Annotated in this window: 21 protein-coding genes; 11 read left to right on the top strand and 10 right to left on the bottom strand. The window is 68.9% G+C overall.

The annotated features are described in order from the left end of the window. Positions 1 to 12: 12 nt before the first annotated feature. The gene (locus AB0N61_RS00545) at positions 13 to 1935 is read left to right on the top strand and encodes a PRD domain-containing protein (protein ID WP_363361012.1); all 1923 of its coding nucleotides are present in this window, start codon (positions 13 to 15) and stop codon (positions 1933 to 1935) included. Positions 1936 to 1943: 8 nt separating this feature from the next. Here the strand turns inward: AB0N61_RS00545 and AB0N61_RS00540 are convergent, their stop codons facing one another. From AB0N61_RS00540 to AB0N61_RS00530, 3 genes are read right to left on the bottom strand one after another with little or no spacing between them, the layout of a single operon-like run. Further along, positions 1944 to 2207, bottom strand: a complete 264-nt coding sequence (locus AB0N61_RS00540; RefSeq protein WP_363361010.1) for an HPr family phosphocarrier protein — start codon at positions 2205 to 2207, stop codon at positions 1944 to 1946. Positions 2208 to 2212: 5 nt separating this feature from the next. Further along, a complete protein-coding gene (locus AB0N61_RS00535; protein WP_363361008.1) occupies positions 2213 to 3883 on the bottom strand; it encodes a phospho-sugar mutase in 1671 nt (556 codons plus the stop codon). Continuing rightward, entirely contained in the window at positions 3880 to 4713 is an 834-nt protein-coding gene (locus tag AB0N61_RS00530; RefSeq protein ID WP_363361006.1) for a purine-nucleoside phosphorylase, read from the bottom strand. Before AB0N61_RS00530 ends, AB0N61_RS00535 begins: the two co-directional genes overlap by 4 nt. Positions 4714 to 4761: 48 nt before the next feature. Here AB0N61_RS00530 and AB0N61_RS00525 point away from each other — a divergent pair, with 48 nt between their 5' ends. After that, entirely contained in the window at positions 4762 to 6216 is a 1455-nt protein-coding gene (locus AB0N61_RS00525) for an NAD(P)H-quinone dehydrogenase (RefSeq protein WP_185274901.1), read from the top strand. A 72-nt stretch (positions 6217 to 6288) separates the two neighbouring features. On the opposite strand, the gene AB0N61_RS00520 is transcribed toward AB0N61_RS00525, so the two are convergent. Together AB0N61_RS00520 and AB0N61_RS00515 are read right to left on the bottom strand one after the other, a co-directional pair. Then, positions 6289 to 8055, bottom strand: coding sequence for a biotin carboxylase N-terminal domain-containing protein (locus AB0N61_RS00520; protein ID WP_167947775.1), 1767 nt, complete (start codon positions 8053 to 8055; stop codon positions 6289 to 6291). 78 nt (positions 8056 to 8133) lie between these two features. After that, positions 8134 to 8772: a nucleoside triphosphate pyrophosphatase gene (locus AB0N61_RS00515; RefSeq protein WP_363362022.1), complete on the bottom strand. Its 639-nt coding sequence runs from the start codon at positions 8770 to 8772 to the stop codon at positions 8134 to 8136. A 23-nt stretch (positions 8773 to 8795) separates the two neighbouring features. On the opposite strand from AB0N61_RS00515, the gene AB0N61_RS00510 reads away from it, so the two are divergent. The 5 genes from AB0N61_RS00510 (at position 8796) to AB0N61_RS00490 (ending at position 14453) form a co-directional block, all read left to right on the top strand. Continuing rightward, a complete protein-coding gene (locus AB0N61_RS00510; protein ID WP_363361004.1) occupies positions 8796 to 10025 on the top strand; it encodes a TRAM domain-containing protein in 1230 nt (409 codons plus the stop codon). A gap of 41 nt (positions 10026 to 10066) precedes the next feature. Beyond that, complete coding sequence (locus AB0N61_RS00505; protein ID WP_363361002.1) at positions 10067 to 10729, top strand: response regulator transcription factor; 663 nt, start codon at positions 10067 to 10069, stop codon at positions 10727 to 10729. Then, the gene (locus tag AB0N61_RS00500; protein WP_167947772.1) at positions 10719 to 11948 is read left to right on the top strand and encodes an ATP-binding protein; all 1230 of its coding nucleotides are present in this window, start codon (positions 10719 to 10721) and stop codon (positions 11946 to 11948) included. The genes AB0N61_RS00505 and AB0N61_RS00500 overlap by 11 nt, the downstream gene beginning before the upstream one ends. Beyond that, positions 11945 to 12955, top strand: coding sequence for a hypothetical protein (locus AB0N61_RS00495; RefSeq protein WP_363361000.1), 1011 nt, complete (start codon positions 11945 to 11947; stop codon positions 12953 to 12955). The genes AB0N61_RS00500 and AB0N61_RS00495 overlap by 4 nt, the downstream gene beginning before the upstream one ends. 298 nt (positions 12956 to 13253) lie before the next feature. Continuing rightward, positions 13254 to 14453 (top strand): ROK family transcriptional regulator, encoded by a 1200-nt coding sequence (locus tag AB0N61_RS00490; protein ID WP_363360998.1) that lies wholly within the window; start codon positions 13254 to 13256, stop codon positions 14451 to 14453. A gap of 196 nt (positions 14454 to 14649) precedes the next feature. On the opposite strand, the gene AB0N61_RS00485 is transcribed toward AB0N61_RS00490, so the two are convergent. The 4 genes from AB0N61_RS00485 to AB0N61_RS00470 form a co-directional block, all read right to left on the bottom strand. Next, complete coding sequence (locus AB0N61_RS00485) at positions 14650 to 14880, bottom strand: acyl-CoA carboxylase subunit epsilon (RefSeq protein WP_363360996.1); 231 nt, start codon at positions 14878 to 14880, stop codon at positions 14650 to 14652. Continuing rightward, complete coding sequence (locus tag AB0N61_RS00480) at positions 14877 to 16475, bottom strand: acyl-CoA carboxylase subunit beta (RefSeq protein ID WP_167947769.1); 1599 nt, start codon at positions 16473 to 16475, stop codon at positions 14877 to 14879. The genes AB0N61_RS00485 and AB0N61_RS00480 overlap by 4 nt, the downstream gene beginning before the upstream one ends. Positions 16476 to 16580: 105 nt before the next feature. Further along, a complete protein-coding gene (locus AB0N61_RS00475) occupies positions 16581 to 17561 on the bottom strand; it encodes a hypothetical protein (RefSeq protein WP_363360994.1) in 981 nt (326 codons plus the stop codon). Positions 17562 to 17641: 80 nt separating this feature from the next. Then, positions 17642 to 18334 carry an NTP transferase domain-containing protein gene (locus AB0N61_RS00470; RefSeq protein WP_167947768.1) on the bottom strand — a complete coding sequence of 231 codons (693 nt, stop codon included), beginning with the start codon at positions 18332 to 18334 and terminating at the stop codon, positions 17642 to 17644. Positions 18335 to 18586: 252 nt separating this feature from the next. On the opposite strand from AB0N61_RS00470, the gene AB0N61_RS00465 reads away from it, so the two are divergent. From AB0N61_RS00465 to AB0N61_RS00455, 3 genes are read left to right on the top strand one after another with little or no spacing between them, the layout of a single operon-like run. Next, positions 18587 to 20452, top strand: a complete 1866-nt coding sequence (locus tag AB0N61_RS00465) for an ABC transporter ATP-binding protein (protein WP_363360991.1) — start codon at positions 18587 to 18589, stop codon at positions 20450 to 20452. Next, positions 20428 to 21993 carry a hypothetical protein gene (locus AB0N61_RS00460; RefSeq protein WP_363360989.1) on the top strand — a complete coding sequence of 522 codons (1566 nt, stop codon included), beginning with the start codon at positions 20428 to 20430 and terminating at the stop codon, positions 21991 to 21993. The genes AB0N61_RS00465 and AB0N61_RS00460 overlap by 25 nt, the downstream gene beginning before the upstream one ends. 40 nt (positions 21994 to 22033) lie before the next feature. Continuing rightward, a complete protein-coding gene (locus AB0N61_RS00455; RefSeq protein WP_053096965.1) occupies positions 22034 to 22300 on the top strand; it encodes a DUF3039 domain-containing protein in 267 nt (88 codons plus the stop codon). 18 nt (positions 22301 to 22318) lie between these two features. Here AB0N61_RS00455 and AB0N61_RS00450 read toward each other — a convergent pair whose 3' ends face one another. After that, positions 22319 to 23644, bottom strand: coding sequence for a nicotinate phosphoribosyltransferase (locus AB0N61_RS00450; protein ID WP_363360987.1), 1326 nt, complete (start codon positions 23642 to 23644; stop codon positions 22319 to 22321). 75 nt (positions 23645 to 23719) lie between these two features. Here AB0N61_RS00450 and murI point away from each other — a divergent pair, with 75 nt between their 5' ends. Beyond that, positions 23720 to 24553, top strand: a complete 834-nt coding sequence (gene murI, locus AB0N61_RS00445) for a glutamate racemase (protein ID WP_167947765.1) — start codon at positions 23720 to 23722, stop codon at positions 24551 to 24553. Positions 24554 to 24556 lie beyond the last annotated feature (3 nt).

Genomic DNA, 24556 nt, shown 5'->3' with positions numbered 1-24556 from the left:
GGAGGGAGCATCATGTCGCGACAGCGCCAGGACCAGCTCCTGTCGTCCCTGCTCCGTCAGGAGGAGTGGGTGACGGCCGCCAGCCTCGCCGATCAGCTCGGGGTCACCCCTCGCAGCATCCGCTCGTACGTCGCCGCGCTGAACGCCAGGACGGGTGCCGCGGATGCCGTCGAGTCCGGCCCCGCCGGATATCGCGCCGGGTCGGGAGCCCGCAACGCGCTCCGTGCTCGGCAGAGCGGGGAGTCCGCCCCGCGTGACCGCCTGCACGGTCTCGTGCGCACCCTGCTCGATGTGCCGGACGGGATCGACGTCTTCGCCACGGCCACCGCGCTGCATGTGAGCGAAGCCACTCTCGAGGCCGACCTCGCCCGCGTGCGGATGCTGCTCGACGGCACCGAGCTCACCCTCGAGAGAGATCATGAGATCGTGCGACTGCGCGGCAATGAGGCGGCACAGCGCCGTCTGCTGTCCCGACTGGCGCACGACGAGATGGACGCCGCGTCGTTCCATCCCGAGACGTTCCGCCGGGCGCTCGCCGGTGGGGTGATCGCTGCCGACGCGGTCGGACCGTTCAAGTCCGAACTCGTGCGTGAGCTCGGAGAACAGGGCTACTACGTCAACGAGCTCGCGATCTCGGACGTCCTCCTGCACATCGCGATCGCGGCAGAGCGGGTCGCCGCCGGCCACGCCCTCGATTCGGGGCCGGCCGGCGCGCGGGAGGAGATCCCGCGGGTCGGGGCCGTGATCGCACGGCTGGCCCAGCAGCACTTCGCCGTCGCACTGGGCGACGGCGACAGCGGTCATCTCGCATCCCTCGTCCTCACCCGCATCGTGGCTCCGGGCCAGGATGCCGCCGGCGACGTCGCCCGCAGCGGTGTCGACTCCGGGGTCGAGGCGGCCGTGCGTGCCGAGATCGGCAGGGCGGCGGAGGACTTCCAGGTCGACCTGGTCGACGAGACCTTCGTGCTGCGCCTCGCCCTGCACGTGCAGAATCTGATGCGCCGCGCCGAGGAGCGAGCGCTCACCCGCAACCCGCTGACCCGTTCTCTCAAGACCTCGTATCCGATGATCTTCGAAGTGGCCGTCTCGATAGCCAGCGGACTGCACGACCGTCTCGGCACGCCGATCCACGACGACGAGATCGCCTACATCGCGATGCACGTCGGCGGACGACTCGAGCGCAGCCGCAAGGCCGAGTCGATCCTCACGGCGACCATCGTGTGTCCCGGCTACTACGAGCTGCACGAGCTGCTCCGATCGAGTGTCGACCGGTCGCTCGGCTCGGCGATCGAGGTGACGAGCGTCATCACCAAGGTCGACCCGGACTGGGCATCGTTCGACACCGATCTCGTGCTCAGCACGATCGAGCCCGGGGCGGCAGGGGATCGATTCGTGCGCATCCAGCCCTTCCTCACGGATGCCGATGTCGACCGGATCCAGCAGGCGGCGGCACGCGTCCGGCGAGGTCGTCGGCTCACGAGGCTCCGTGCCGAGCTCGCGCGATACTTCGATGCCGATGCCTTCGTCTATCCGCTGCCCGACGAGGGGGAGGACGCGATCATCCGCCGACTGGGTGGCCTCCTCGTGGATGCCGGCTTGATCGCAGACGACTACGTCGACAACACGATCCTCCGTGAACGCATGTCGTCCACGGCGTTCACGGACGCGCTCGCGGTGCCGCACGCTCTGCAGATGTCGGCGACGCGCACCGCGATCGCGATCGGAGTGACCGACGGCTCAGCCGCATGGGGCGAGGGCCGGGTGCAGGTGGTCGCTCTCGCCGCCTTCAGCGAGAGCGACCGCGCCGCATTCCAGACGGTGTTCGAGCAGCTCGTCGAGGTGTTCAGCGAACGTGAGAGCGTGCAGCGCATCCTGCGCCGGGGCACGACGTTCGAGGCGTTCCTCGACGAGCTCGTCGCCGTCATCGACGGGTGATGCGCGGGTCAGCTCCGGGGGTCGAGCACCGCGGCCAGAGTGTCGAGCATGGCGTCGGCGTCGACCGAATCCGCCGTCTCGAGTTCGACGGCATCGCCGGGCGCGAGTGCGAGGTCCATCAGCGCGAGAACGCTGCTGAGGTCCACGATCGCGCCCGACGACGTCCGCAGCGTCACGGCGTGCGGGTGCGCCTGCACGAGCCGTACGAGCTCGGCGACGGGACGCGCATGCACCCCGTTGTGCGCGCTGATCACGACATGTCGTCTCGGCATGCGAGCTACGAGCGTTCTGCCAGGAGCTGGCGCACCGCGGCCTCGAGCTCGGCGACCATCGCGGTGGCGCGCTCCGCGGAGTCCGCAGCCGCGTCGATATAGACCTTGAGCTTCGGCTCTGTGCCGCTCGGACGGACGATGATGCGCGAGCCGTCCGAGAGCCGGTACCGCAGCACGTCGCCCGAGGGTCGGCCCGCATCCGCATGCAGAAGGTCCTCCGCAGTGGCGATCGACTGGCTGCCGAAGTGCGTCGGCGGCAGTGTGCGCAGTGACAGCATCACGGTGCCGATGACCGAGAGGTCCTGCACGCGCACCGACACCTGACCGCTCGCGAAGTGGCCGTACGTGTCACCCAGCTCTGACAGCAGGTCGGCGAGCGTGCGACCGCGTTCGTGAGCCTCGGCGGCCAGACCGAGGATCGCCACGGTCGCCGAGATGCCGTCCTTGTCGCGCACGATCTCGGGATTCACCAGGTATCCGAGGGCCTCCTCGAAGCCGAACACGATGCCGGGCGCGCGAGAGATCCACTTGAAGCCCGTGAGCGTCTCATGGAAGTCGAGGCCATGACGCGCGGCGATGGAACCGAGACCCGGCGACGAGACCAGAGAGCACGCGAGGGATGCACCCGGCGTTCCCTCGGCGGCTCTGGCGGCACGAGCGCCCAGGAGCAGCCCGACCTCATTGCCGGTGAGGCGCCGCCATCCGCTCTCCGATGACGCGTCCGGGATCGCGACGGCGAGTCGGTCGGCATCCGGGTCGTTCGCGACGATGAAGTCGGCCTGCACTCGACGGGCCCGGGCGAAGGACAGGTCCATCGCGCCCGGCTCTTCGGGGTTGGGGAACGACACGGTGCGGAACGTCGCGTCGGGTTCGAGCTGTTCTCCGACGACCATCGGCTGCGGGTACCCGGCGGCGGCGACGATCTTCGACAGCGTCTCCCAGCCGACCCCGTGCATCGCGGTGTAGACCCACCGCAGCTCGGATGCTCCCGCAGGCGCGGGGGCGACCGTCGCCGTGGCGGCGACGTACGCGTCGACGACGTCGTCACCGGCGGTCTCGTAGTCGGCGGAGCGGGGCAGGGCCGAGACGTTCTCCGCCTCGGCGACCCGCTGGATGTGGGCGGCGATCTCGGCATCGGCGGGGGAGACGATCTGCGACCCCTGGTCGGCGCCGCCGAGGTAGACCTTGTAGCCGTTGTCGTTCGGAGGATTGTGCGACGCGGTCACCATGACCCCGGCGTCCGCGTCCAGGTGACGCACCGCGAACGCGAGCACCGGGGTGGGCAGCAGCCTCGGCAGCAGGATCGCGCGGAGCCCCGCTCCGGCGAACAGCTCTGCGGAGTCGGTCGCGAACACGCGCGAGTTGCGGCGCCCGTCATAGCCGATCACCACCGTCGGCGTGCGGCCGTGCGACTTCTCGCGCAGGTACGCGGCGAAGCCGGCGGCCGCCTGCGCGACGAGCACGCGGTTCATGCGGTTGCTGCCCGCACCGAGCGCCCCGCGCAGACCGGCCGTGCCGAACGCGAGCCGCGTGCCGAAGCGGTCGTCGAGGTCGGCGGCAGCGGCGTCGTCGCCGTCGGCCGCCCTCGTGATGACCGCAGCGAGCTCGTCGCGGGTCTGGTGATCGGGGTCCTGTCTCATCCAGGCGCGCGCCTGCGCGAGACGCTCGTCGTTCACAGCGCCTCGACCACTCGGGCCAGAAGCGCCGAGATGACAGGTTCCGCCTCGCGGCCGGCCTCGATGACCTCCGCGTGGCTGAGGGGTGTCTTCTGGATGCCGGCGGCGAGGTTGGTGATGAGCGAGAAGCCGAGGATCTCCATGCCGGCCTCGCGAGCGGCGATCGCCTCGAGGGCGGTCGACATGCCGACGATGTGCCCGCCGATGTGCTTCGCCATCTGCACCTCGGCCGGCGTCTCGTAGTGCGGGCCCCGGAACTGCGTGTAGACGCCCTCGTCGAGCGTCGGGTCGACGCTCCGGGCGATGTCGCGCAGACGCGTCGAATACAGGTCGGTGAGGTCGATGAAGGTCGCGCCCTCGAGAGGAGAGTCGGCCGTGAGGTTGATGTGATCGCTGATGAGCACAGGCTGACCGGGGGTCCAGGTCTCGCGCACGCCGCCGGCGCCGTTCGTGAGCACCATGACCCCGGCGCCTGTGGCCGCTGCGGTGCGCACCGAGTGCACGACACGGCGCACGCCATGGCCCTCGTAGTAGTGGGTGCGTGCGCCGATGACCAGCACGCTCTTGCCGTCTGGGGTGCGGATGCTGCGCAGCGTGCCCACGTGTCCCTCGAGAGCGGGCTTCGAGAAGCCGGTGACTTCGGTGGCCGGGATGGTCGCCACGGTCTCGCCGATGATGTCCGCGGCCTTGCCCCAGCCGCTGCCGAGGGTCAGGGCGATGTCGTGCTTCTCGACTCCGGTCAGGCGCGCGATGTCGGCGGCTGCGTCGGCTGCGACCTCGAACGGGTTCGCATTCGGGTCGTCGAGGGGGTTGCTGTGTGTGTCAGGCATGGATCCACTCTAGGAAGTGGCAGGCTCGGGGGCCAGGATTGCGGAAGAATGGAGATCATGTCTTCCACCCCTTTTGAGCGCACTCAGCGCGTCGCCGTGCTCGGCGGCGGTCCCGGCGGCTACGAGGCGGCACTCGCCGCCGCCCAGCTCGGAGCCGAGGTGACCCTGGTCGAGCGTGTGGGCGTGGGCGGAGCGGCTGTGCTCACGGATGTCGTCCCCTCCAAGAGCCTGATCGCGACCGCCGACGCTGCGGTGGCGATCTCCGAGGCCGCCGACCTGGGGGTCCAGTTCTACGCCAAGGGTGAGCACGGCAAGCCCCTCAAGCCCGAGATCGCGATCAACCTCGCCGCCGTGAACAAGCGCCTGATCGCGCTCGCCGGCCAGCAGTCCGAGGACATGCGCACGACGCTGCTCGAGGCGGGTGTGCGCATCCTCTCCGGCCACGGCCGTCTCGAGGGCCCCACGGCCATCGTCGTCTCGACGGGTCAGGACGGCACGGACTTCGATCGCATCGAGGCCGACACGATCATCGTCGCGGTGGGCGCGTCGCCGCGTGAGCTGGATTCGGCGAAGCCCGACGGCAAGCGCATCCTCACCTGGACACAGCTGTACGACATGAAGGCGCTGCCCGAGCACCTGATCGTCGTCGGCTCCGGAGTGACGGGTGCCGAGTTCGCCTCCGCCTACATGAACCTGGGCGCCAAGGTCACACTCGTCTCCAGCCGCGAGCAGGTGCTCCCCGGCGAAGACCAGGATGCCGCGAAGGTGCTCGAGAAGGTGTTCAAGCGCGGCGGTATGACCGTGCTCTCCAAGGCCCGTGCCGAGAAGGTCGAGGTCACGGAGTCCGGTGTCACGGCGACGCTGTCCGACGGCCGCACCGTCGAGGGCAGCCACTGCCTCATGGCGGTGGGGTCGATCCCGAACACCGCCGGCATCGGTCTCGAAGAGGCCGGGATCGAGCTCACCGAGCAGGGCAACATCCGCGTCAACCGCGTCGCACGCACCTCGGTGCCCAACGTCTACGCGGTCGGCGACTGCACGAACTTCTTCCCCCTCGCATCCGTCGCGTCGATGCAGGGTCGCACGGCGGTGTTCCATGCGCTGGGCGACATCGTGATCCCGTTGGAGCTGATCAAGATCACCTCCAACATCTTCACGGCTCCCGAGATCGCCACGGTCGGCTACTCCGAGAAGGACGTCGAAGACGGTGTGGCCGACGGGATGGTCTACAAGCTGCCTCTCGCCGCCAACCCTCGCGCCAAGATGATGGGCATCAGGGACGGCTTCGTGAAGCTGATCGCGCGCAAGGGGTCGGGCACGGTGATCGGGGGCGTGATCGTCGCGCCCAAGGCCTCCGAGCTGATCTACCCGATCGCCGTCGCCGTCGAGCGTCGTCTGACGGTCGACCAGGTCTCGCGCGTCTTCGCCGCGTACCCGTCGCTGTCGAGCAGCATCACCGACGCGAGCCGCGCGATGCACCTCGTCAACGCGAACATCTCCTGATCGCCGCGGTCACGACACAACGAGAGAGGCGCCCCGCGGCAGCGGGGCGCCTCTCTTGTCTCTGCGACGGTGTCAGCTGATCGTGAGCAGCTGGTGCCCGGCCGAGACCGTCGCACCGGCGATCGCACTGATGTTGCTGATCGTGCCGTCCTTGTGTGCCTGCAGCGGCTGCTCCATCTTCATCGCCTCGAGGACGACGACCAGATCGCCCTTGACGACCTCCTGGCCCTCTTCGACGGCGACTTTGACCACGGTGGCCTGCATCGGCGACTTGACGGCGTCTCCCGATGCTCCGGCGCTCACCGACGTCGCGTGGCTGCGGCGGGAGGGCGGGACGGCGGCGGGTCGTCCGGCGGTGCCTGCGGCCACTGCGACGCGATCGGGCAGGCTGACCTCGAGGCGCTTGCCGCCGACCTCCACCACGACGGTGTGCCGGTTCTCTCCGGCCGAGGGCGACTCGAGCTCGCCGTCCCAGGCCGGGATGTCGTTCTCGAACTCGGTCTCGATCCAGCGGGTGAAGATGCCGAACTCGCCGTTCTCCGCGGTGAAGGCGGGGTCGCTCACGACCTTGCGATGGAAGGGCAGCACGGTGGGGAGACCCGCGACCTCGAACTCCTCGAGTGCGCGGCGTGAGCGCTCCAGAGCCTCGGAGCGGTCCTTGCCCGTGACGATGATCTTCGCGAGCAGCGAGTCGAACGCGCCCGAGACGCTGTCTCCGGCGGTCACGCCCGAGTCCAGTCGGATGCCGGGGCCGCCGAACGTCTTGAAGACGTGGATCGGCCCGGGCTGGGGGAGGAAACCCCGACCGGGGTCTTCGCCGTTGATGCGGAACTCGATCGAGTGTCCGGTGGGCTGCGGGTCGTCGTAGTCGATCGTGCCGCCGGCGGCGATGCGGAACTGCTCGCGCACCAGGTCGATGCCGGTGACCTCCTCGGAGACCGGGTGCTCGACCTGCAGTCGGGTGTTGACCTCGAGGAACGACACGGTGCCGTCGGCGCCGATGAGGAACTCGCAGGTTCCGGCGCCCACGTAGCCGACCTCCTTGAGGATGGCCTTCGACGCCGAGTAGAGCAGCGCGTTCTGCTCGTCCGTGAGGAACGGTGCGGGCGCCTCCTCGACGAGCTTCTGGTGTCGGCGCTGCAGCGAGCAATCGCGCGTCGAGATGACGACGACGTTGCCCTCGGCATCCGCCAGGCACTGGGTCTCGACGTGCCGTGGCTTGTCGAGGTACTTCTCGACGAAGCACTCGCCGCGTCCGAATGCGGCGACGGCCTCGCGGGTGGCTGATTCGAAGAGCTCGGCGACCTCGTCGAGCTCACGCGCGACCTTCAGGCCGCGACCGCCGCCGCCGTACGCGGCCTTGATCGCGATCGGAAGGCCGAACTCCTGCGCGAAGGCGACGACCTCGTCGGCGCCGGAGACGGGCCCGGGGGTTCCGGGTGCCAGCGGAGCGCCCACCTTCTCGGCGACGTGGCGGGCCGTGACCTTGTCTCCGAGCGCCTCGATGGCGTCGGGCGAGGGGCCGATCCACGTCATCCCCGCACCGATCACCGCACGGGCGAACTCGGCGTTCTCTGCGAGGAAGCCGTAACCGGGGTGCACGGCGTCCGCACCGGAGCGGCGGGCCACCGAGAGGATCTTCTCGATCTGCAGGTAGGTCTCGGCGCTCGTCGCGCCGCCGAGGGCGAAGGCCTCGTCGGCGAGGCGGGTGTGCAGAGCGTCGCGGTCCTGGTCGGCGTACACCGCGACAGAGGCGATCCCCGAGTCACGGGCGGCACGGATGATGCGGACGGCGATCTCGCCGCGGTTGGCGATGAGCACCTTGGCGATATCAGGCATGCTTGCCAGCCTAGCGAGAAGGCTCGCGATCGCTTTGACGACTCTCCACAAGAAAGTCGGAGAAACGTCGACGAGACCCTACGACCAGAGGTCGGTCCACGTGACGCCGAGGTCGCCCGCGAGGCGGCGCACGGTCGACAGCGACATTCCGACCACGGTCGACGGGTCGCCGTCGACGCGCGTGATGAAGGCGCCGCCCAGACTGTCGACCGTGAAGGCGCCTGCGACGAGCAGGGGCTCGCCCGAGGCGACGTACGCCGCGATCTCGGCATCCGTGATGTCGTCGGCGAAGGTGACCGAGGCCTCGGCGGTCGCGGTGGCCTCGATGGGGGCCGCGCCCGGAGAGACACGGAAGACCGAGTGCCCCGAGTGCAGGATGCCGGTGGCCCCGCGCATCTCCCGCCAGCGCCTCGTCGCCTCCTCCGGCGTGTACGGCTTGCCGTAGACGCGTCCGCCGAGCTCGAACATCGAATCTCCGCCGATCACGATGCCGTCGAACTCTCCGTCTGCGGAGAGCCGCTGCGCGACGTCGGACGCCTTGGCTCGGGCGAGCAGCAGCACCAGGTCGGCCGGCGCCAGCTCCGATCCCCGTTCGGCCGCTGCGGCTGCGGCGACCGCATCCTCATCCACTCCCGGCGACTGGGTCAGCGGTTCGATGCCCGCCTGACGCAGCAGCATGAGACGGGCGGGAGAGGTGGAGGCCAGGCAGACGCGCATGTTCACCACCGTATCCTCGAAGGATGACTTCCTCCCCAGTCCTGCTCGATCTGGACATCACCGGCATCGCGCACGGCGGCACCTTCATCGCCCGACACGAAGGTCGGGTCGTCTTCGTCTCCGACGCCATTCCCGGTGAGAGGGTCCGTGCGCGCCTCAGCGAGGATTCCACCGGAGAGTCCAAGAGCTTCTGGCGGGCAGAGACGGTCGAGGTCCTCGACGCCTCCCCGTATCGCCGCCCGCACATCTGGGCTGAGGCCGACGTCTCCCGCGCGCCCGAGGATCGGCCGGGAGGGGCCGACCTGGGACACATCGACCTCGCCCACCAGCGCGTGCTCAAGCGTCAGGTGCTGACCGAGGCGCTCGATCGTTTCGCCGGCCCCGGTCTCGAGGCTCCCGAGATCGAGGCCGTGGACTCGAGCGACGGCACCGGCTGGCGTTCGCGAGTGACGCTGCACGTCGACGACCAGGGCCGCGTCGGTCCCTATGCCGCCCGCAGCCACCGCGTGATCCCGGTCAGCTCGCACCCGCTCGCGCGGCCGGCCGTCGCGCAGGAGGCTCTCCGCCTCGCGGGTGGCGAGGCAGGCAGCGTCGACCTCGTCGAGGCCGGCGACGGGCGGGTCCGCGTCATCCGACGGGATCGCATCGACGAGCGTCCGGCCAAGGGGCAGCACCGTCGCCCCGCGCCCGAGGTCGTCTACGAGCAGGTGGGCGACCGTCGATTCCAGGTCGACGCCGGCGGATTCTGGCAGGTGCACCCCCGCGCCGCTTCCGTGCTCGACGGCGCCGTCTACGGCATCCTCGACGGCCACGTCGACCCGGAGGCGACCCACTTCGACCTCTACGGAGGAGTCGGGCTCTTCGCCGCATCGCTCGCGGACCTCGGCGGTACCGACATCGTCACGGTGGAGTCGAGCAGACGCGCGACCGCTCACGCGCAGCAGAATCTCGCTCCTCTCGACGTGAAGGCCGTCACGGCGCGGGTGGACCGCTACCTCGCCGGCGTGCCCGCCGGCACGAGAGCCGGGGCCGTGGTGCTCGATCCGCCCCGCGCGGGTGCCGGTCGCGCAGTGGTCGAGGCGCTCGACGCCCTCGCGCCCGAGGCGATCGCGTACGTCGCCTGCGACCCGGTGGCATTGGCGCGCGATCTGGGGACCTTCCGGGAGCATGGCTGGAACGTGGGCACCCTGCGAGGGTTCGACCTGTTCCCGCACTCCCACCACTTCGAGGTCGTCGCGCTGCTCACCCGGTGACCGATGATCTGCCGACGCTGACGACTCAGTAGGCTGGGCGGATGAGCAGGGTCGCACTCATCGACGATCACGAATCCGTCCGCCTCGGTCTCGAGGCGGCGTGCGCTCGTGACGGAGAGCAGACCGTCGTGTTCTCCGGCAGCACTGTCGTGTCGTACCTCGAGTGGAGGTCCGCGACGTCGTCGCAGCCGGCCGACGTGGTGGTGCTCGATCTGACCCTCGGAGACGGCACCACCGTGACCGAGAACGTCCGGTCCCTCGTCGAAGACGGTGCGAGCGTCGTCATCCACAGCGTCGCCGATCGTCCGGCTGCCGTGCGCGAGGCGCTCGCCGCGGGCGCCGCAGGCGTCGTCAGCAAGTCGTCGGCGCTGGACGACGTGCTCGACGCCATCCGCACCGTCGCGCAGGGCGAGGCCCTCAACAACGTCGAGTGGGCGAGTGCGGTCGACGGAGATCGCGACTTCGCCGATGCCCAGCTGTCGACGCGCGAGCGCGAGGTGCTCCGGCTGTACGCGACCGGTCTGCCCCTCAAGGCCGTGGCCGAGCGCCTCGGCGTCGCGTACTCGACTGCCAAGGAGAACATCACCCGGATCCGGGTCAAGTACGTCGAGGTCGGGCGACCTGCCCCGACGAAGGTCGACCTTCTGCGGCGAGCGATGGAGGACGGGATCGTCGCCGCAGACGGGGCGCCGAGTGGCCGCTGACCCGCTCAGCATCCGCGAGGCCTGGAGCAAGATCCCGTCTCCGGGTAGCGTCGAGACCGAGTTCGAGCGTTTCACGGGCAAGCGCATGGAGCGCATCCTCGCGACGGTCGTCGCGATCGGGTCCGGCGTTCTCGGAGCGCAGGCGCTGATAGCGGGCATGACGACGACGGGATCGGATGCCGCGCGCATCACGATGCTGCTCGTGGTCTTCGTCCCCCTGATCGTGATGATCGTCGCGTGCGTCGTCGGTCGTGGCGTCCGGACGACGTCGGGGATCTTCGCCATCGTCTACACGCTGGCGCTCGCCGCCTGGCCGACCCTGGTCGACCCCGTCGGCAAGGCAGCGGACCAGCCGTGGATCTTCTTCCTCGTGAACGTGGGCGTGGTGGCGGCGATGCTCGCCTTCCCGCTCTGGCTCCAGTTCGTCTGGGCGGTGTGCCTGCCGTTCGTCTATGGGTACGTTCGCCTGGTCGAGGGCGACTTCTCGCGCGACTTCTGGGTGACGACGGCCTTCGACGTGTCATTCACCCTCATCCTCGGGTGCGTGATCATCGCACTGGGCTGGATGTTCCGTTCGGTCGCGGCGGGCGTCGATGAGGCCCGCGCCCGTGCTGTCGCCTCGTATGCCGGCGCGGCCGCGGCCGCCGCAGCCGAAGAGGAGCGCGCGGCGATGTCCGCCCTCATGCACGACAGCGTCCTTGCGGCGTTGATCGCCGCCGAACGGGCCGAGGGCGAACGCGCGCAGGATCTCGCCGTGGGAATGGCACGAGAGGCTCTCACCCGCCTGGCGAACACCGAGGCTGCGGTCGCACAGGAGGGCAGCGATGAGCCGGTGGGCGCCGCGCAGATCGTCGTTGAGCTCCGTCGAGCGCTCTCGGAGCTCGGCGCGGATGCGATCGTTGAAGAGCGCGGAGGGATCGGCCTGATCCCGGGACGTGTGGCGCGGGCGCTGGTGCTCGCCGCCAGGCAGGCCCTGGGCAACGCCGTCACGCACGCCGGCGGTCGAGGGCTGCACCTCCTCGTCGAAGGCCGCGGCGACGAGGGGATCACGGTGACGATCTCGGATACCGGACCGGGATTCGATCTGCAGGCCATCGGTGCCGACCGACTCGGGATCCGGGCGTCGATCTTCGCACGGATGGCAGGAGTGGCCGGGACGGCCGAGATCGAGTCGAGAGAGTGCGGCACCACGGTGACGCTGGGCTGGGAGCGGCCATGAATCGCACGGTGCGCAGCGTCGCGACATCACTGGCGGTCGGCTTCGCGATGTACTTCGCCGCCAGAGGCGTGTGGTGGATCGAGCAGCCCTCAGCGCCCTTGCTCATGGTCGCGGCGATCGCGCTGTATCTCGTCGTCGTGAACGTCGCGATCCTCTGGGACTCGGCGATCTCCGTGCGGATGCCGCTCTGGGCGGCGCTGCTGACGCTGGTCTCGAGCGTACTGATCCCGGTTCTCGTGACGCTGTCTCTCGATCCGCTCACGCGCACAGCCCCCTTCGCCACCTGGTACATCGGTGCTGTCGGTCTCATGGGCGTGGTGTGCATCGTCCGGCGCCGATTCGTCATCGGCTGGATGGTCGTGCTCATCCTCGTCGCCACCTCGTCGGCGTATCTCGGCTTCTTCGTCGCGCTGTCTCTCGGCCTGGTCGGGTCGCTCGTGTGGGTCGCGATCGCTCACCTCCTGGTGATCTTCTGGGACAGGGCCGTGCGCGACACCGAGCGCCTCGCCGGAATCCAGCAGGCGGTGTCGGCGTGGCACGCGACCCAGCAGGTGCGCCAGAAGGAGCGCCGCCTGCGCACGCAGTTCGCTCTGGAGGTCGCGGGACCGGTTCTCAGCCGCGCGGTCGCCTCGCGCGGAGCACTGAACGACGAGGAGCGTCTCGAAGCGCGCCTGGCGGAGGGGCGGCTGCGCGATGAGCTGCGGGGTGCCGATCTGCTCAATGACGCCGTGCGAGACGCGATCGAGGACGCGCGGAGGCGCGGCGCGGTGGTCACCGTCTTCGATGAGGGAGGCCTGGACGACGTCGACGAGTCCAGGCGCGCGGATATTCGCGACGAGCTGGCCAGGGTGCTGCGCGACGCGGAGGCGGAGCGATGGATCATCCGCGCGGCCAGGGATCCGCACACGGCGGTCACGGTCGTCGGTCGTGCGGGCGCCGGAGGGCAGAGCGATGACGATGCCGTCGACGTGTGGCACGAGATTCCGCGAGCTGCGCCCGAGGATTGATGCCCCTGTCCTCGGCTCTGGCCGGGGGAGGAGGTCAGAGTCGAGGTCAGACGGAGTGGGCGAGGGGCGGCGAATTCGCCAGCCCCTCGCCGTGCGGAACAGTTACCCGAAAACCGTCCGCTGGTGGCCGATCATCGTCTATCTACCCTGGGAGAGAGAGACCAGCCGAACGCGAAGCGTCTTACTCAGTCTCGTGGTTAGTCCAGTCGTTGTCTGTAGGTATTTTGGGGGACACGGAATCGACGCCGGTGCGAGAGGATGGGGCATGGGAATGCGTCGAGGAACCAATCTCCCTCGAATGGGTGACTTCAACCAATCTGTCATCCTCGAGGCGATCCGCCGATCCGGTGAGGGGCTCAGCCGGATCGAGCTCGTCGACGCGACAGGGCTCTCCGCCCAGACGATCACGAACATCACGCGGCGCCTGCTCGATGAGGGACTCATCGCGGAAGCTGGGCGTACCATCAACGGGCCCGGCAAGCCACGCGTCACGCTGCGTCTCGTCGCAGAGAGCCGTTTCTCGGTGGGCGTGCATCTCGACCCGGCGGTGATCACCTTCGTGCTTCTGAACATGTCCGGGAATGTGGTCGCGCGACGCGTCGTGCGCACGCACGACAGGGACCCGCAGCGCATCGTCGAGACGATGGCGAAGACGATCGCGACTCTGGTCGATGAGGCCGGCGTCGACCGCGCACTCGTCGCCGGCGTCGGCGTCGCCGCCCCCGGACCGCTCGACTCGGCGAAGGGCACCGTGGTGGACCCCCCGAAACTCGACGGGTGGCACCGTGTGCCGCTGCGCTCCGTCCTCGCGGCGGCGACCGGCTTCGAGGTCACGCTGGAGAAAGACACCACCGCCGCGGCGGTGGGGGAGCTGTGGACCGGCGACACGGCGCCCGAGAGCTCCTTCCTGTTCGTGTACCTCGGCACGGGGCTCGGGGCCTCTGCCGCACGTGAGGGCGCCGTGGTGACGGGCAGCACGCACAACTTCGGCGAGATCGGCCACATCATGGTCGACCCCGACGGGCCGCCATGCGCCTGCGGTGCACGAGGATGCGTCGAGGTCGTGTGCACGCCGCAGGCCATCGTCGAGCAGGCAGAGGCAGCGGGGGTGCTCCTCGACGACCCGGAGGGCAGCGCGGCGAACGGAGTGGGCGAGCGGTTCACACGCCTGTGCGCACTCGCCTCGGCCGGCGAGATGTCGGCGTTCGAGGTGGTGCGGCGGTCGGCCGGTCATCTCGCCGTGCTGATAGCGGTGCTGTCGAACGTGCTCGACGTGGATCGCATCGTGCTCGGCGGTCCCTTCTGGGCACCCCTGGCAGAGATCTATCTGCGCGAGATCCCCGAGGAGTTGGACCGACGGAGCGCGACTCGCTCGGTTCGCACGCTGCGCGTCGACGGGGCGATCGTGGGAGAGGATGTCGGCGCCGTGGGTGCCGCGTGCGTCGTGCTCGATGCGGTCCTCACGCCGCGCGCGTCCGACCTCTACCTCGAAGAGTGAACGACCGTTCGATTCGCATACCGGTATATCGGTTGAACACCCACGGTGATAACTCCAATCGATGTACTATCGAAGAGATGCGCCATCTGGGGTTAATGGGTGCCAGGGGCGACGGCCCCGCATCAATCGGAGGGTCGTCTGCGTGGCCCGGTGGCTGGGGGGCTCCGGGTCTCGCAGGCTCTCCGATGTGGCCGGGTCAGCGGGCGAAGCGGCCCCAGGGTATGTCCCGCCGCAGCCCGCGACGCAGCGGTCGCTGTGTTCGTTCCCACGCGGAGACGCGAGGCTCCTCGGCCACGGCCTCCGCCGATTCCTGTGCGTAGGCGTCGCTCACCACGGCGATGAGAGCAGCCAGCTCCTCTTCGTTCGCAACGCCGCGCGTGATCTCCATCGTCGGCGGATGCTCATCCGACGTCGCATGCTCGGTCACAGCGGGATGTTCCCGTGCTTCTTGGGGGGAAGCTCGGCGCGCTTCCCGCGGAGGGCTCGGAGCGCCTTGGCGATCGAGACGCGAGTGTTCGCCGGCTCGATGATCCCGTCGATCTCGCCGCGTTCGGCGGCGAGGAACGGCGAGGTCACGCTGTAGGTGTACTCGTTTGCGAGGCGCGTGCGGACGGCCGCGACGTCCTCGCCGGCCTCCTCTGCGCGCTTGATCTCGCCGCGGTAGAGGATGTTTACGGCGCCCTGGCCGCCCATCACGGCGATCTCCGCCGTGGGCCAGGCGAGGTTGACATCCGCACCGAGCTGCTTCGAGCCCATCACGATGTAGGCGCCGCCATAGGCCTTGCGCAGGATGACCGTGACCAGGGGCACCGTCGCCTCGGCGTAGGCATAGATGAGCTTGGCGCCGCGCCGGATGACGCCGGTCCACTCCTGGTCGGTGCCGGGCAGGTAACCAGGCACGTCGACGAGAGTCACGATCGGAATCGAGAACGCGTCGCAGAACCGCACGAATCGGCTGGCCTTCTCGCCGGCCTCGATGTTGAGCGTCCCGGCCATCTGGGACGGCTGGTTCGCGATGATCCCGACCGAGCGGCCCTCGACGCGCCCGAAGCCGATCACGATGTTCGGGGCGAACAGCGGCTGGACCTCGATGAAGTCGCCGGCGTCCACGACATGCTCGATCACGGTGTGGATGTCGTACGGCTGGTTGGGGGAGTCGGGGATGATCGTGTTCAGCGAGCGATCGGCATCCGTGGTCTCCCACTCGAAACCGCTCTCGTATCCCGGGATCTCGGCCATGTTGTTGTCGGGCAGGAAGCTGAGGAGCGTGCGCGCGTAGTCGAGCGCGTCATCCTCGTCCTGGGCGAGATAGTGCGCGACACCCGATCGGGTGTTGTGCGTGAGGGCGCCGCCGAGCTCCTCCATGCCGACATCCTCACCGGTGACGGTCTTGATGACGTCGGGACCGGTGACGAACATCTGGCTGGTCTTGTCGACCATGATCACGAAGTCCGTCAGCGCCGGGCCGTAGACCGCGCCGCCGGCCGCCGGGCCCATGATGATCGAGATCTGCGGGATGACTCCCGAGGAGCGGGTGTTCAGGCGGAAGATCTCGCCGTATTTGCTGAGCGCGAGCACGCCCTCCTGGATGCGCGCTCCGCCGGAGTCGAGGATGCCGATGATCGGCATGCCGCCCGAGAGCGCGAACTCCATGATCTTGATGATCTTGTCGCCGGAGACCTCACCGAGTGACCCGCCGAAGGTGGTGAAGTCCTGCGAGTACACCGCGACGGTGCGGCCGTGGATCGTGCCCACACCCGTCACGACGGAGTCGCCGTACGGGCGATTCCGATCCATCCCGAAGGCGGTGGTGCGGTGGCGCACGTACTCGTCGAACTCGACGAAGCTTCCTGGGTCGACGAGCAGTTCGATGCGCTCGCGGGCGGTCATCTTGCCCTTGGCGTGCTGCTTCTCCTGCGCGACCTTCTCGGCGTCGACAACGGCTTCGTTGTAGCGAGCGCGGAGGTCTGCGATTCTGCCGGCGGTGGTCGAGAGTTCGGGCTTGTCCGTCACGGATTCCACCCTATCGTCGCGTCGGCTCCGTCCGTTGGATGCTCGCTACAACGGGTCGTCGGATCCTTTGGCTCCTGTCGTCAGACGCGGCGCTCGGGGCCCAGAGCTCGTCCCTCAGTCGCGGCGTGCCCCCGAGGGCTCCGACCCGAGCTCACCCGGGAGGTCGTGCGTTCCGGCGATCTCGGGGGTCGCGCTCCTGCGACCCCGACCGACCGAGGCGATCCGCCGACCCGCCCATCCGACTCCGCGGGCGGCCGAGCCGGCCGCCCCGGCCACGGCGCCGCCGACGAACTGCGCGCCGTGCAGCATCCGCAGTTCGAGCTTCTCCGCTCCGCCGATCGGTTCGAGTTCGACGGGCAGATCCATCGGAGGCGCACCGAACGCGCGGTGAGACGTCGTCAGCACGCGTCGTCCGAGGATGTGGTTGCCCGCGCCTCCTATGGCAGCGCCGACGCCGAACGGCAGCGCCTTGCCGATGAATGAGGCGCCTCCGACGGCAGTGAACTGCTTGAGGAACATGCTCTTGAGCCGATCGACCAGCGGTCCGACCGCCGCCCGAGGCAGCGACGTGGTCACCAGCTCGCCCCAATACGACGACCGGCTTCCTCCGCGGCCCGTCGCCTGCCCGGCGAGTTGACTCACCAGGGCGACTCCCTCTTTGCCGAGCATGAGAGTCATGACCAGCGCCCGGGCCCGGTCGGGGTTCGAGACGGCGATGCCATGGACCTCCGCGACGGACTGCGCGAAGAGCGCCGTCGACTCGACGAATCCCACCGTCTCGACGCCGGACAGCGCGAGTGTGATGCCGGTGCCGATGCCGGGCACGACGGCGGTCGCGCCGACGGCGGCACCGCCGGTGGTGACCGCGGCGAGATAGCGGCGCTCGAGGATGCGGATGATCTGCTCGGGCGATGCCTGCGGATTGCGCAGCCGGATGCTGCGGATGTGTGCGAGCACGAGCGGGCGCTGGATCGCGAGCACGCGATCGAGTCCGCGGACCATCATCGGGTGCTCCGCCGAGCCCACCGGGGGCACCCCCTTGTCCCACGCGGCGTCGTCGGGGAGGGAGTGGATCTTGTGCACCTTGGGGGCCATGGATCGATCCTAGGAAGCCCGGCCGCGAAAAAGCCGAAAGCCCGGCTCCCTTGACGGGGCCGGGCTTTCGTGGAAGAGGATCAGACGAACAGGTTCGCCCGCTCGAGGTCCTCGGCGAAGTCGACCTCGACCGCGTACAGGTCGGAGACGTCCATCGGCTCGAGGAGGAGGCCGTCTTCAGCGATCGCGAGCTCGAGGCCGCGCTCGAAGTAGTCCTGGTCCTCCACGCGCTGCAGCTGGCGCATGAACGCCTTCTTGTTCGCAGAGGAGATGTAGTTGATGCCGACAGCCTCTCCGAGCCCGCCCTTGACGGTCTTCGACAGCTCGTTGATGAAGCCCTCGGCCGTGACCGTGTACTTCACCTCCTCGTCGCTGACCTTCGAGGTGTTGACGGTCACGAAGGACTGGTCGCGTTCGATGTATGCGGCCGCGCGGCCGAGGATCATCGGGTCGAACACCACGTCGCCGTTCATCCACAGAACTCCGGACTTGCCGGTCGCGCCGAGGGCGCGGAGCAGGCTCTTCGAGGTGTTCGTCTCGTCGTAGCGCTCGTTGTGCACGTAGTTCACGTTCGGGAACGCGTCGATGATGGTCTCTGCGCGGTATCCGACGACGGCGGTGATGCGGGCGTCCGATCCGAAGGCGGCGCGGATGTTGTCGTGCTGCTGGCGCATGATCGTGCGTCCGTCGCTCAGCTCCGTGAGCGGCTTCGGCAGCGCGCGGCCGAGGCGCGAGCCCATGCCAGCGGCGAGGATGACGGTCTGAAGAGTCACGAGTGCTCCTAAATGAAGTATGTGTTCATGGTCGGTTAACCGACCGGACACTTCGTCGTGCCGAGAGCCATGCTAGCGATCGCGCCTGGGAAGCCCCGGGGGTTGACGTCGCTGTTGTCAATTCGTGATCCAGTACACACCCAACACTCAGATTCGTCCAGGTGCTGCGCAGAACGGCGTGGAAGATCGTCGCGGGGGGTGAATTGTTGCGGCGACCCGAAGAAAGTCGGCACGCGTTGATACCGTAGGACGGTGACTGCTTCTTCCTCCGACGACCCCACCGTACAGGCGGCTGACGCCGCGCCCGCCGCCCCGAAGAAGACACCCGCCCGCAAGGCTCCGGCCGAGAAGGCTCCGGCCGAGAAGGCTCCCGCCAAGAAGGCTCCCGCCAAGAAGGCTCCCGCCAAGAAGGCTCCCGCTGCAGCGCGTGTTCCGTCGAAGGCCGCCGCAGACAAGGCGGCGGTCACGGTCGAGGTGATCGCCGAGCCGGCGCTCAAGATCGACCGCAGCGGCGAGAGCGCCGCGCCGCGATCGGCCGCCTCGAAGAAGACCACCGCCGCTCGCGCAGGTTCCGGCAAGACCACGACGGGCGGCGCGAGCGCGCGCGCGGCGGCGACGAAGTCGTCGTCGGCGCGATCCGCCGCCGCTCCGACGGCCGCTGCGAGGAGCACGGCGGCCAAGACGGCTGCGGCGAAGGCGGCGGCCAAGGCTGCCGGCACTCAGGGCTCCGCACCGACGGCCAAGGCGACCGCGGCGAAGACCGCTGCGGCCAAGGCTGCGGGGGAGAAGAGCGCGGCGGCGAAGTCCGCAGCGCGCACTTCCGCCGCGCGAACCGCTGCGGCGAAGACCGCGGCCGCGCGAACCGCTGCGGCGAAGACGGCGGCGGCGAAGGCCGCTGCGGCGAAGGCGGCCGCTGAGGCCGAGGCTGAGAGCGACGCCGACTCCGTAGAGGGAGACGTGGCTGAGAACGCGACGTCCCAGAAGTCCGCACCCGTGCAGGTGGACCCGATCGATGAGGCCGTCGCGCCAGAGGCAGAGGCAGAGGCAGAGGCAGAGGCGGAGACAGAGGCCGAGGCCGTAGCCCAGGCGCCTGCGCGACTCCCTGACCAGTCGCCGGTGACAGACCAGTCGCCGGTGACAGACCAGCCGCCGGTGACAGAGGAGTCGGCCCCCGCGGATCCGGTTCCTGTCGGCAGCGAAGGCGAGAGGGTCGATGACAGCGCCGGGGGTGCGTCACCTGCCGTGGACACCGCCGAGAAAGACGCCGTCGACGACAGTGCGACCTCGGAACTCGTCGAGGCGGTGTCCGATGCCGACACGACCGAGGATGCTGTCAGCGGAGTCGAGGCGGCGTCGGGGGCCGAGGCCATCCGTATCCGAGGTCTCATCAAGAGCTTCGGGGATCACACCGCCGTCAGCGGTATCGATCTCACGGTTCCGGCGGGCTCGTTCTACGGCATCGTCGGTCCCAACGGCGCAGGCAAGACGACGACCCTGTCGATCGTGGCCGGGCTGCTGCGCGCCGACGCGGGCCAGGTCGTGATCTGCGGCATCGATCAGTCGACGAAGCCTCTCGCCGCGAAGCGCATGATGGGCGTGTTGCCCGACCGTCTCCGCACGTTCGATCGACTCACCGGACGGCAGCTGCTCTATTACTACGGACTCCTGCGAGGGCTCGCCTCGGCGGTCATCGAGAAGCGCGTCGCCGATCTCGCGCGCGCCTTCGACCTCGGAGAGGCGCTCAACCGCGTCGTCTCGGACTACTCGGCTGGTATGACCAAGAAGATCATGCTCGCGGGGGCCATGATCCACTCGCCGAGAGTGCTCGTGCTCGATGAGCCGTTCGAGGCCGTCGATCCGGTGTCCTCGGCGGTCATCCTCGACATCCTGCGCGCCTACGTCGCGCACGGCGGAACGGTGGTCCTGTCGAGCCACGGCATGGATCTCGTCGAGCGGGTCTGCTCGCGCGTCGCGATCATCGTCGGGGGAGAGGTTCTCGCCGAGGGCACGATCGACGAGGTGCGCGCGGGACAGACGCTCGAGGCGCGTTTCGTCGAGCTCTCGGGTGGTATCGGTGAGGTGGAGGGGCTCGAGTGGCTGCACACGTTCTCCGACTGAGGGCGGCGCTTCTGATCGGATCGCTCCGCGGCGAACGTCGGGTGCGCACCCTGGTCATGCTCGCGGTCGTAGTGGTGCTCACCGCCGTGGTGTGCGGTGCGATCCTCAGTCTCGATGACGCCCCCGTCGCCGTCGCGCGCACGGTCATCGTGCTCGGCAGTGCCGCGCTGCTCCTGGGTTTCCTGGTCGGGCCGATCCTCGTGGGCGCCGTCGACCAGCTCGACCCCCGCAGATTCGCGGTGTTCGGCGTCGACGAGCGGCAGATGCCGTGGATCCTCGCCCTCGCTTCGCTCGTCAGCGTCCCCAGTCTCGCTCTCGTCGCGGTGAACATCAGCGCGTGCGTCGTGGCGATAAGGCTCGGCGCACCCTGGTTCGTCGCGGTGCTGACGAGCATCGTCGGGTTGCTGTCGACGGTCCTGTCGGCCCGCATCGGCATGGCGGTGAACGCATTACTGCTGCCCGAGCGTCGCTCGCGCGAGCTGACGGCCCTCTTCGCTCTGGCAGTGGTCGTGATCGCATTCCCGGTGGCCGTGTTCCTCGCATCCCTCAAATGGGACGGGCACGTGCCGGCGGCGGTCGGAGCGCTGACGGCGACGATCGGGTTCACTCCTTTCGCCGCATCGTCGCGGTTCCTCTTCTCGTTCGCGACGGACGACACGTCCGGCAACTGGATCAGCGGCATCGTGGCACTTCTCACCGCGGTGGCGCTGTGGGTGGTGTGGTCGTGGCTCGTTCGCAGGCTGCTGACCACGACCGAGCGTCCTGCGGCTTCTCGGGAGCGCTCCGGTCTCGGCTGGTTCGGCCTGCTTCCCTCGAACGCGTTCGGCGCGATCGCTTCACGCAGCCTCGTCTACTGGCTGCGCGACCGCCGATACATCATGAACCTCATCGTGGTCCCGATCGCCGGGGCGCTCACCGTCCTGCCGCTCCTCGTGGCGGGTGTGCCGCTCGAGATCGCTGCGCTCGTGCCCGTGCCGGTGATGGCGCTGTTCTTCGGGTGGCTGCCTCACAACGACGTGGCCTACGACTCGACCGCGCTCTGGACGCACGTGGCGAGCGGTGTACGCGGGATCCCCGATCGGCTGGGGCGACTCGTTCCCGTGATGCTCGTGGCCGTTCCCGTGCTTGCGGTCGCCGTGTCCCTCACGCTGCTCTGGATCGATGACTGGCGTCTGCTTCTGCCTCTCACCGGCCTCGGGGCGAGCCTGCTGCTGTCGGCTCTCGGACTCTCGAGCATCGTGTCAGTGATCGCGCCCTATGCCGTGTCCCGCCCGGGCGACAGCCCCTTCCAGCAGCCGCAGCGACCCACGTCGCGCGGCGCCTACGGCCCGGCCGCGGCGTTCCTCGGAGCGATCATCGTGAGCGCGCCGACGATCTGGCTGCTCGTGCTCACGATGAGCGAGGGATCGCAGTTCGCCCCCGCGACGTTCTGGGCCGGACTCGCGACGGGTGTCGCGGTGTTCGCGATCGGTGTCGGCGTCGGCGGGCGCATCTTCGAGCATGAAGGCGAGCGTCTGATGGAGTTCGTCGAGACCGCGTGACGACCGCCCACCCGGGTGCGTCCGAGGCTAGACTCTCGGCATGAGTACTCCCCTGGACAGCCCCGATCAGGGCGGCGTGGCAACGCTTGATCGCGAACTCGAAGAACTTCTCCGTGAGGAGAACGTCGAGCCGGGCGACCACGAGCGCTTCTCGCATTACGTCAAGAAGGACAAGATCCTCGAATCGGCGATCACCGGCAAGCCGGTGCGCGCGCTGTGCGGCAAGAAGTGGACCCCGGGCCGTGACCCGGAGAAGTTCCCGATCTGCCCCACGTGCAAGGAGATCTACGAATCGATGGTCGGCTGAGCCGACCCCGCGGGTGCCTCAGTCCACGTCGACGAAGACTGTGGGAATCGCCGGATCGGACTTGCTCAGGGCGAGTGCTCTGACCGGAAGCTCCTCCCGCACCCGCAGATGGTGCGCTCGGGCCGAGGCGGTTCCCCCGGGTCCTTCGAAGGCGGCGTCGATCTCGCCGTTCTCGACGAAGGTCGTCTGCAGCGCGCGTCCGTCCGAATGCTCGGCGGGCGTGTCGAGTTCTTCGAATCCGTCGGAGACGACGACGGTCTCCGTCGCGGCCACGCCGTCGACCAGCGTGCGGAACGCCGCCTTGCGCCCACCGTGCGACGCCTTGTCGGTCGACGCCTTCGCGACACCGATCCATGCGCCGTGAGGGTCCTGCCGAGCGACGAGCTTGTAGACCATGCTCGCCGTCGGGTATCCGGACCCCGTGACCACCGAGGTGCCCACGCCGTAGGCATCGACCGGCGACGCGGCGAGGGCTGCGATCGCGTACTCGTCGAGGTCGCTCGTGACCGTGATGCGGGTGCCCGTCGCTCCGAGCTCGTCGAGTTGCGCGCGCACTTCAGCGGCGACGATCGGCAGATCGCCGGAGTCGATGCGTACGCCGCCCAGCTCCGCTCCGGCGACTCGGATGGCCGTGTCGACGCCCGTGCGGATGTCATACGTGTCGACGAGGAGCGTCGTGTCCGTTCCGAGGCTGTCGATCTGCGACCGGAACGCCTCTTCCTCTGTCTCGTGCAGCAGCGTCCAGGAGTGAGCCGCGGTGCCCATGGTGGGGATGCCCCACCGACGACCGGCTTCGAGGTTGCTCGTCGCGTGGAATCCGGCGATGTAGGCGGCGCGAGCGGCGGCCACGGCGGACTGCTCGGCGGCGCGGCGGGATCCCATCTCGGCCAGGGGGCGCTCGCCCGCGGCGATGCTCATCCGGGAGGCGGCCGTGGCGACCGCGGAGTCGTGATTGAGGACGCTGAGGGCCAGCGTCTCGAGCACGACAGCATCGGCGAAGCTGCCCTCGACCGTGAGGATCGGGGAGCCGGGGAAGTACAGCTCACCCTCGCGATAGCCGCGGATGGAGCCCGTGAAACGGTAGTTCTCGAGGTAGGTCAGGGACTCGGCATCCACGACCTGGTTGTCGCGGAGGAACCGCAGTTCGTCGTCCCCGAAACGGAACTGACGCAGCAGTGTGAGCAGACGCCCGGTGCCGGCCACGACACCGAATCGCCGACCTCCTGACAGCCTCCGAGAGAACAGTTCGAACACACTGGGCCGTGATGCGGTGCCATCGCGCAGCGCGGCGGCGAGCATGGTCAGCTCGTAACGATCGGTCAGAAGTGCCGTGGACGTCGTCATCCGCTCAGCTTAGTGAGGGCGACCGTTCGGGTCGCTGAGCGTGGCGCGCGCCGCTCGCGGGTAGGCTGAGTAGTCATGAACGACGCCCCGATCGGAATCTTCGACTCCGGTGTCGGCGGACTCACGGTGGCGCGGGCCATCCGAGCCCAGCTGCCCCGGGAATCGTTCGTCTACATCGGCGACACGGCTCACTCGCCCTACGGCCCGAAGTCGATCGCCGACGTGCGACGCTACAGCCTCGAGGTCCTCGACAGTCTGGTCGATCAGGGCGTCAAGATGCTCGTGATCGCGTGCAACACCGCATCCGCCGCCATGCTTCGTGATGCCCGTGAGCGGTACGACATCCCCGTCGTCGAGGTGATCGGTCCTGCGGTCCGCCGCGCCGTATCGACGACCCGCAACGGTCGCGTGGGTGTCATCGGCACCGTGGGGACCATCGGCTCACGCGCCTACCAGGACATGCTCGAGGTGAACGAGCGGCTCGAGGTCTTCACGGCGGCGTGCCCCCGCTTCGTCGAGTTCGTCGAGGGCGGCATCACCGGCACACCGGAGGTGCTGGCCACGGCCGAGGAGTACCTCGCCCCGCTGCGCGACGCCGATGTCGACACGCTCGTTCTCGGCTGCACCCACTATCCCTTCCTTCGCGGAGCGATCAGCTACGTGATGGGGGAGGGCGTGACCCTCGTCTCGAGCGACGACGAGACCGCTGAGGACGTGTACCGACAGCTCGTGCGAGGCGACCTCCTCGCATCGCCGGACGCCGTGGCCACGTATGTCTACGAGGCGACCGGTGACTCGACGACCGAGTTCACGGCTCTCGCCAACCGCCTCATGGGCCGCGAGGTGCGCGACGTGCAGCTTGTGCAGACCGGCGTCATCACGCTTCCCGAAGCCGTCCCGGGGCAGTAGCCC

Source organism: Microbacterium sp. NPDC089320 (assembly GCF_040684875.1).
Taxonomy (GTDB): Bacteria; Actinomycetota; Actinomycetes; order Actinomycetales; family Microbacteriaceae; genus Microbacterium.
Note: the sequence above shows the minus strand (reverse complement) of the source record. Positions and strands in the feature narration are given on the sequence as shown.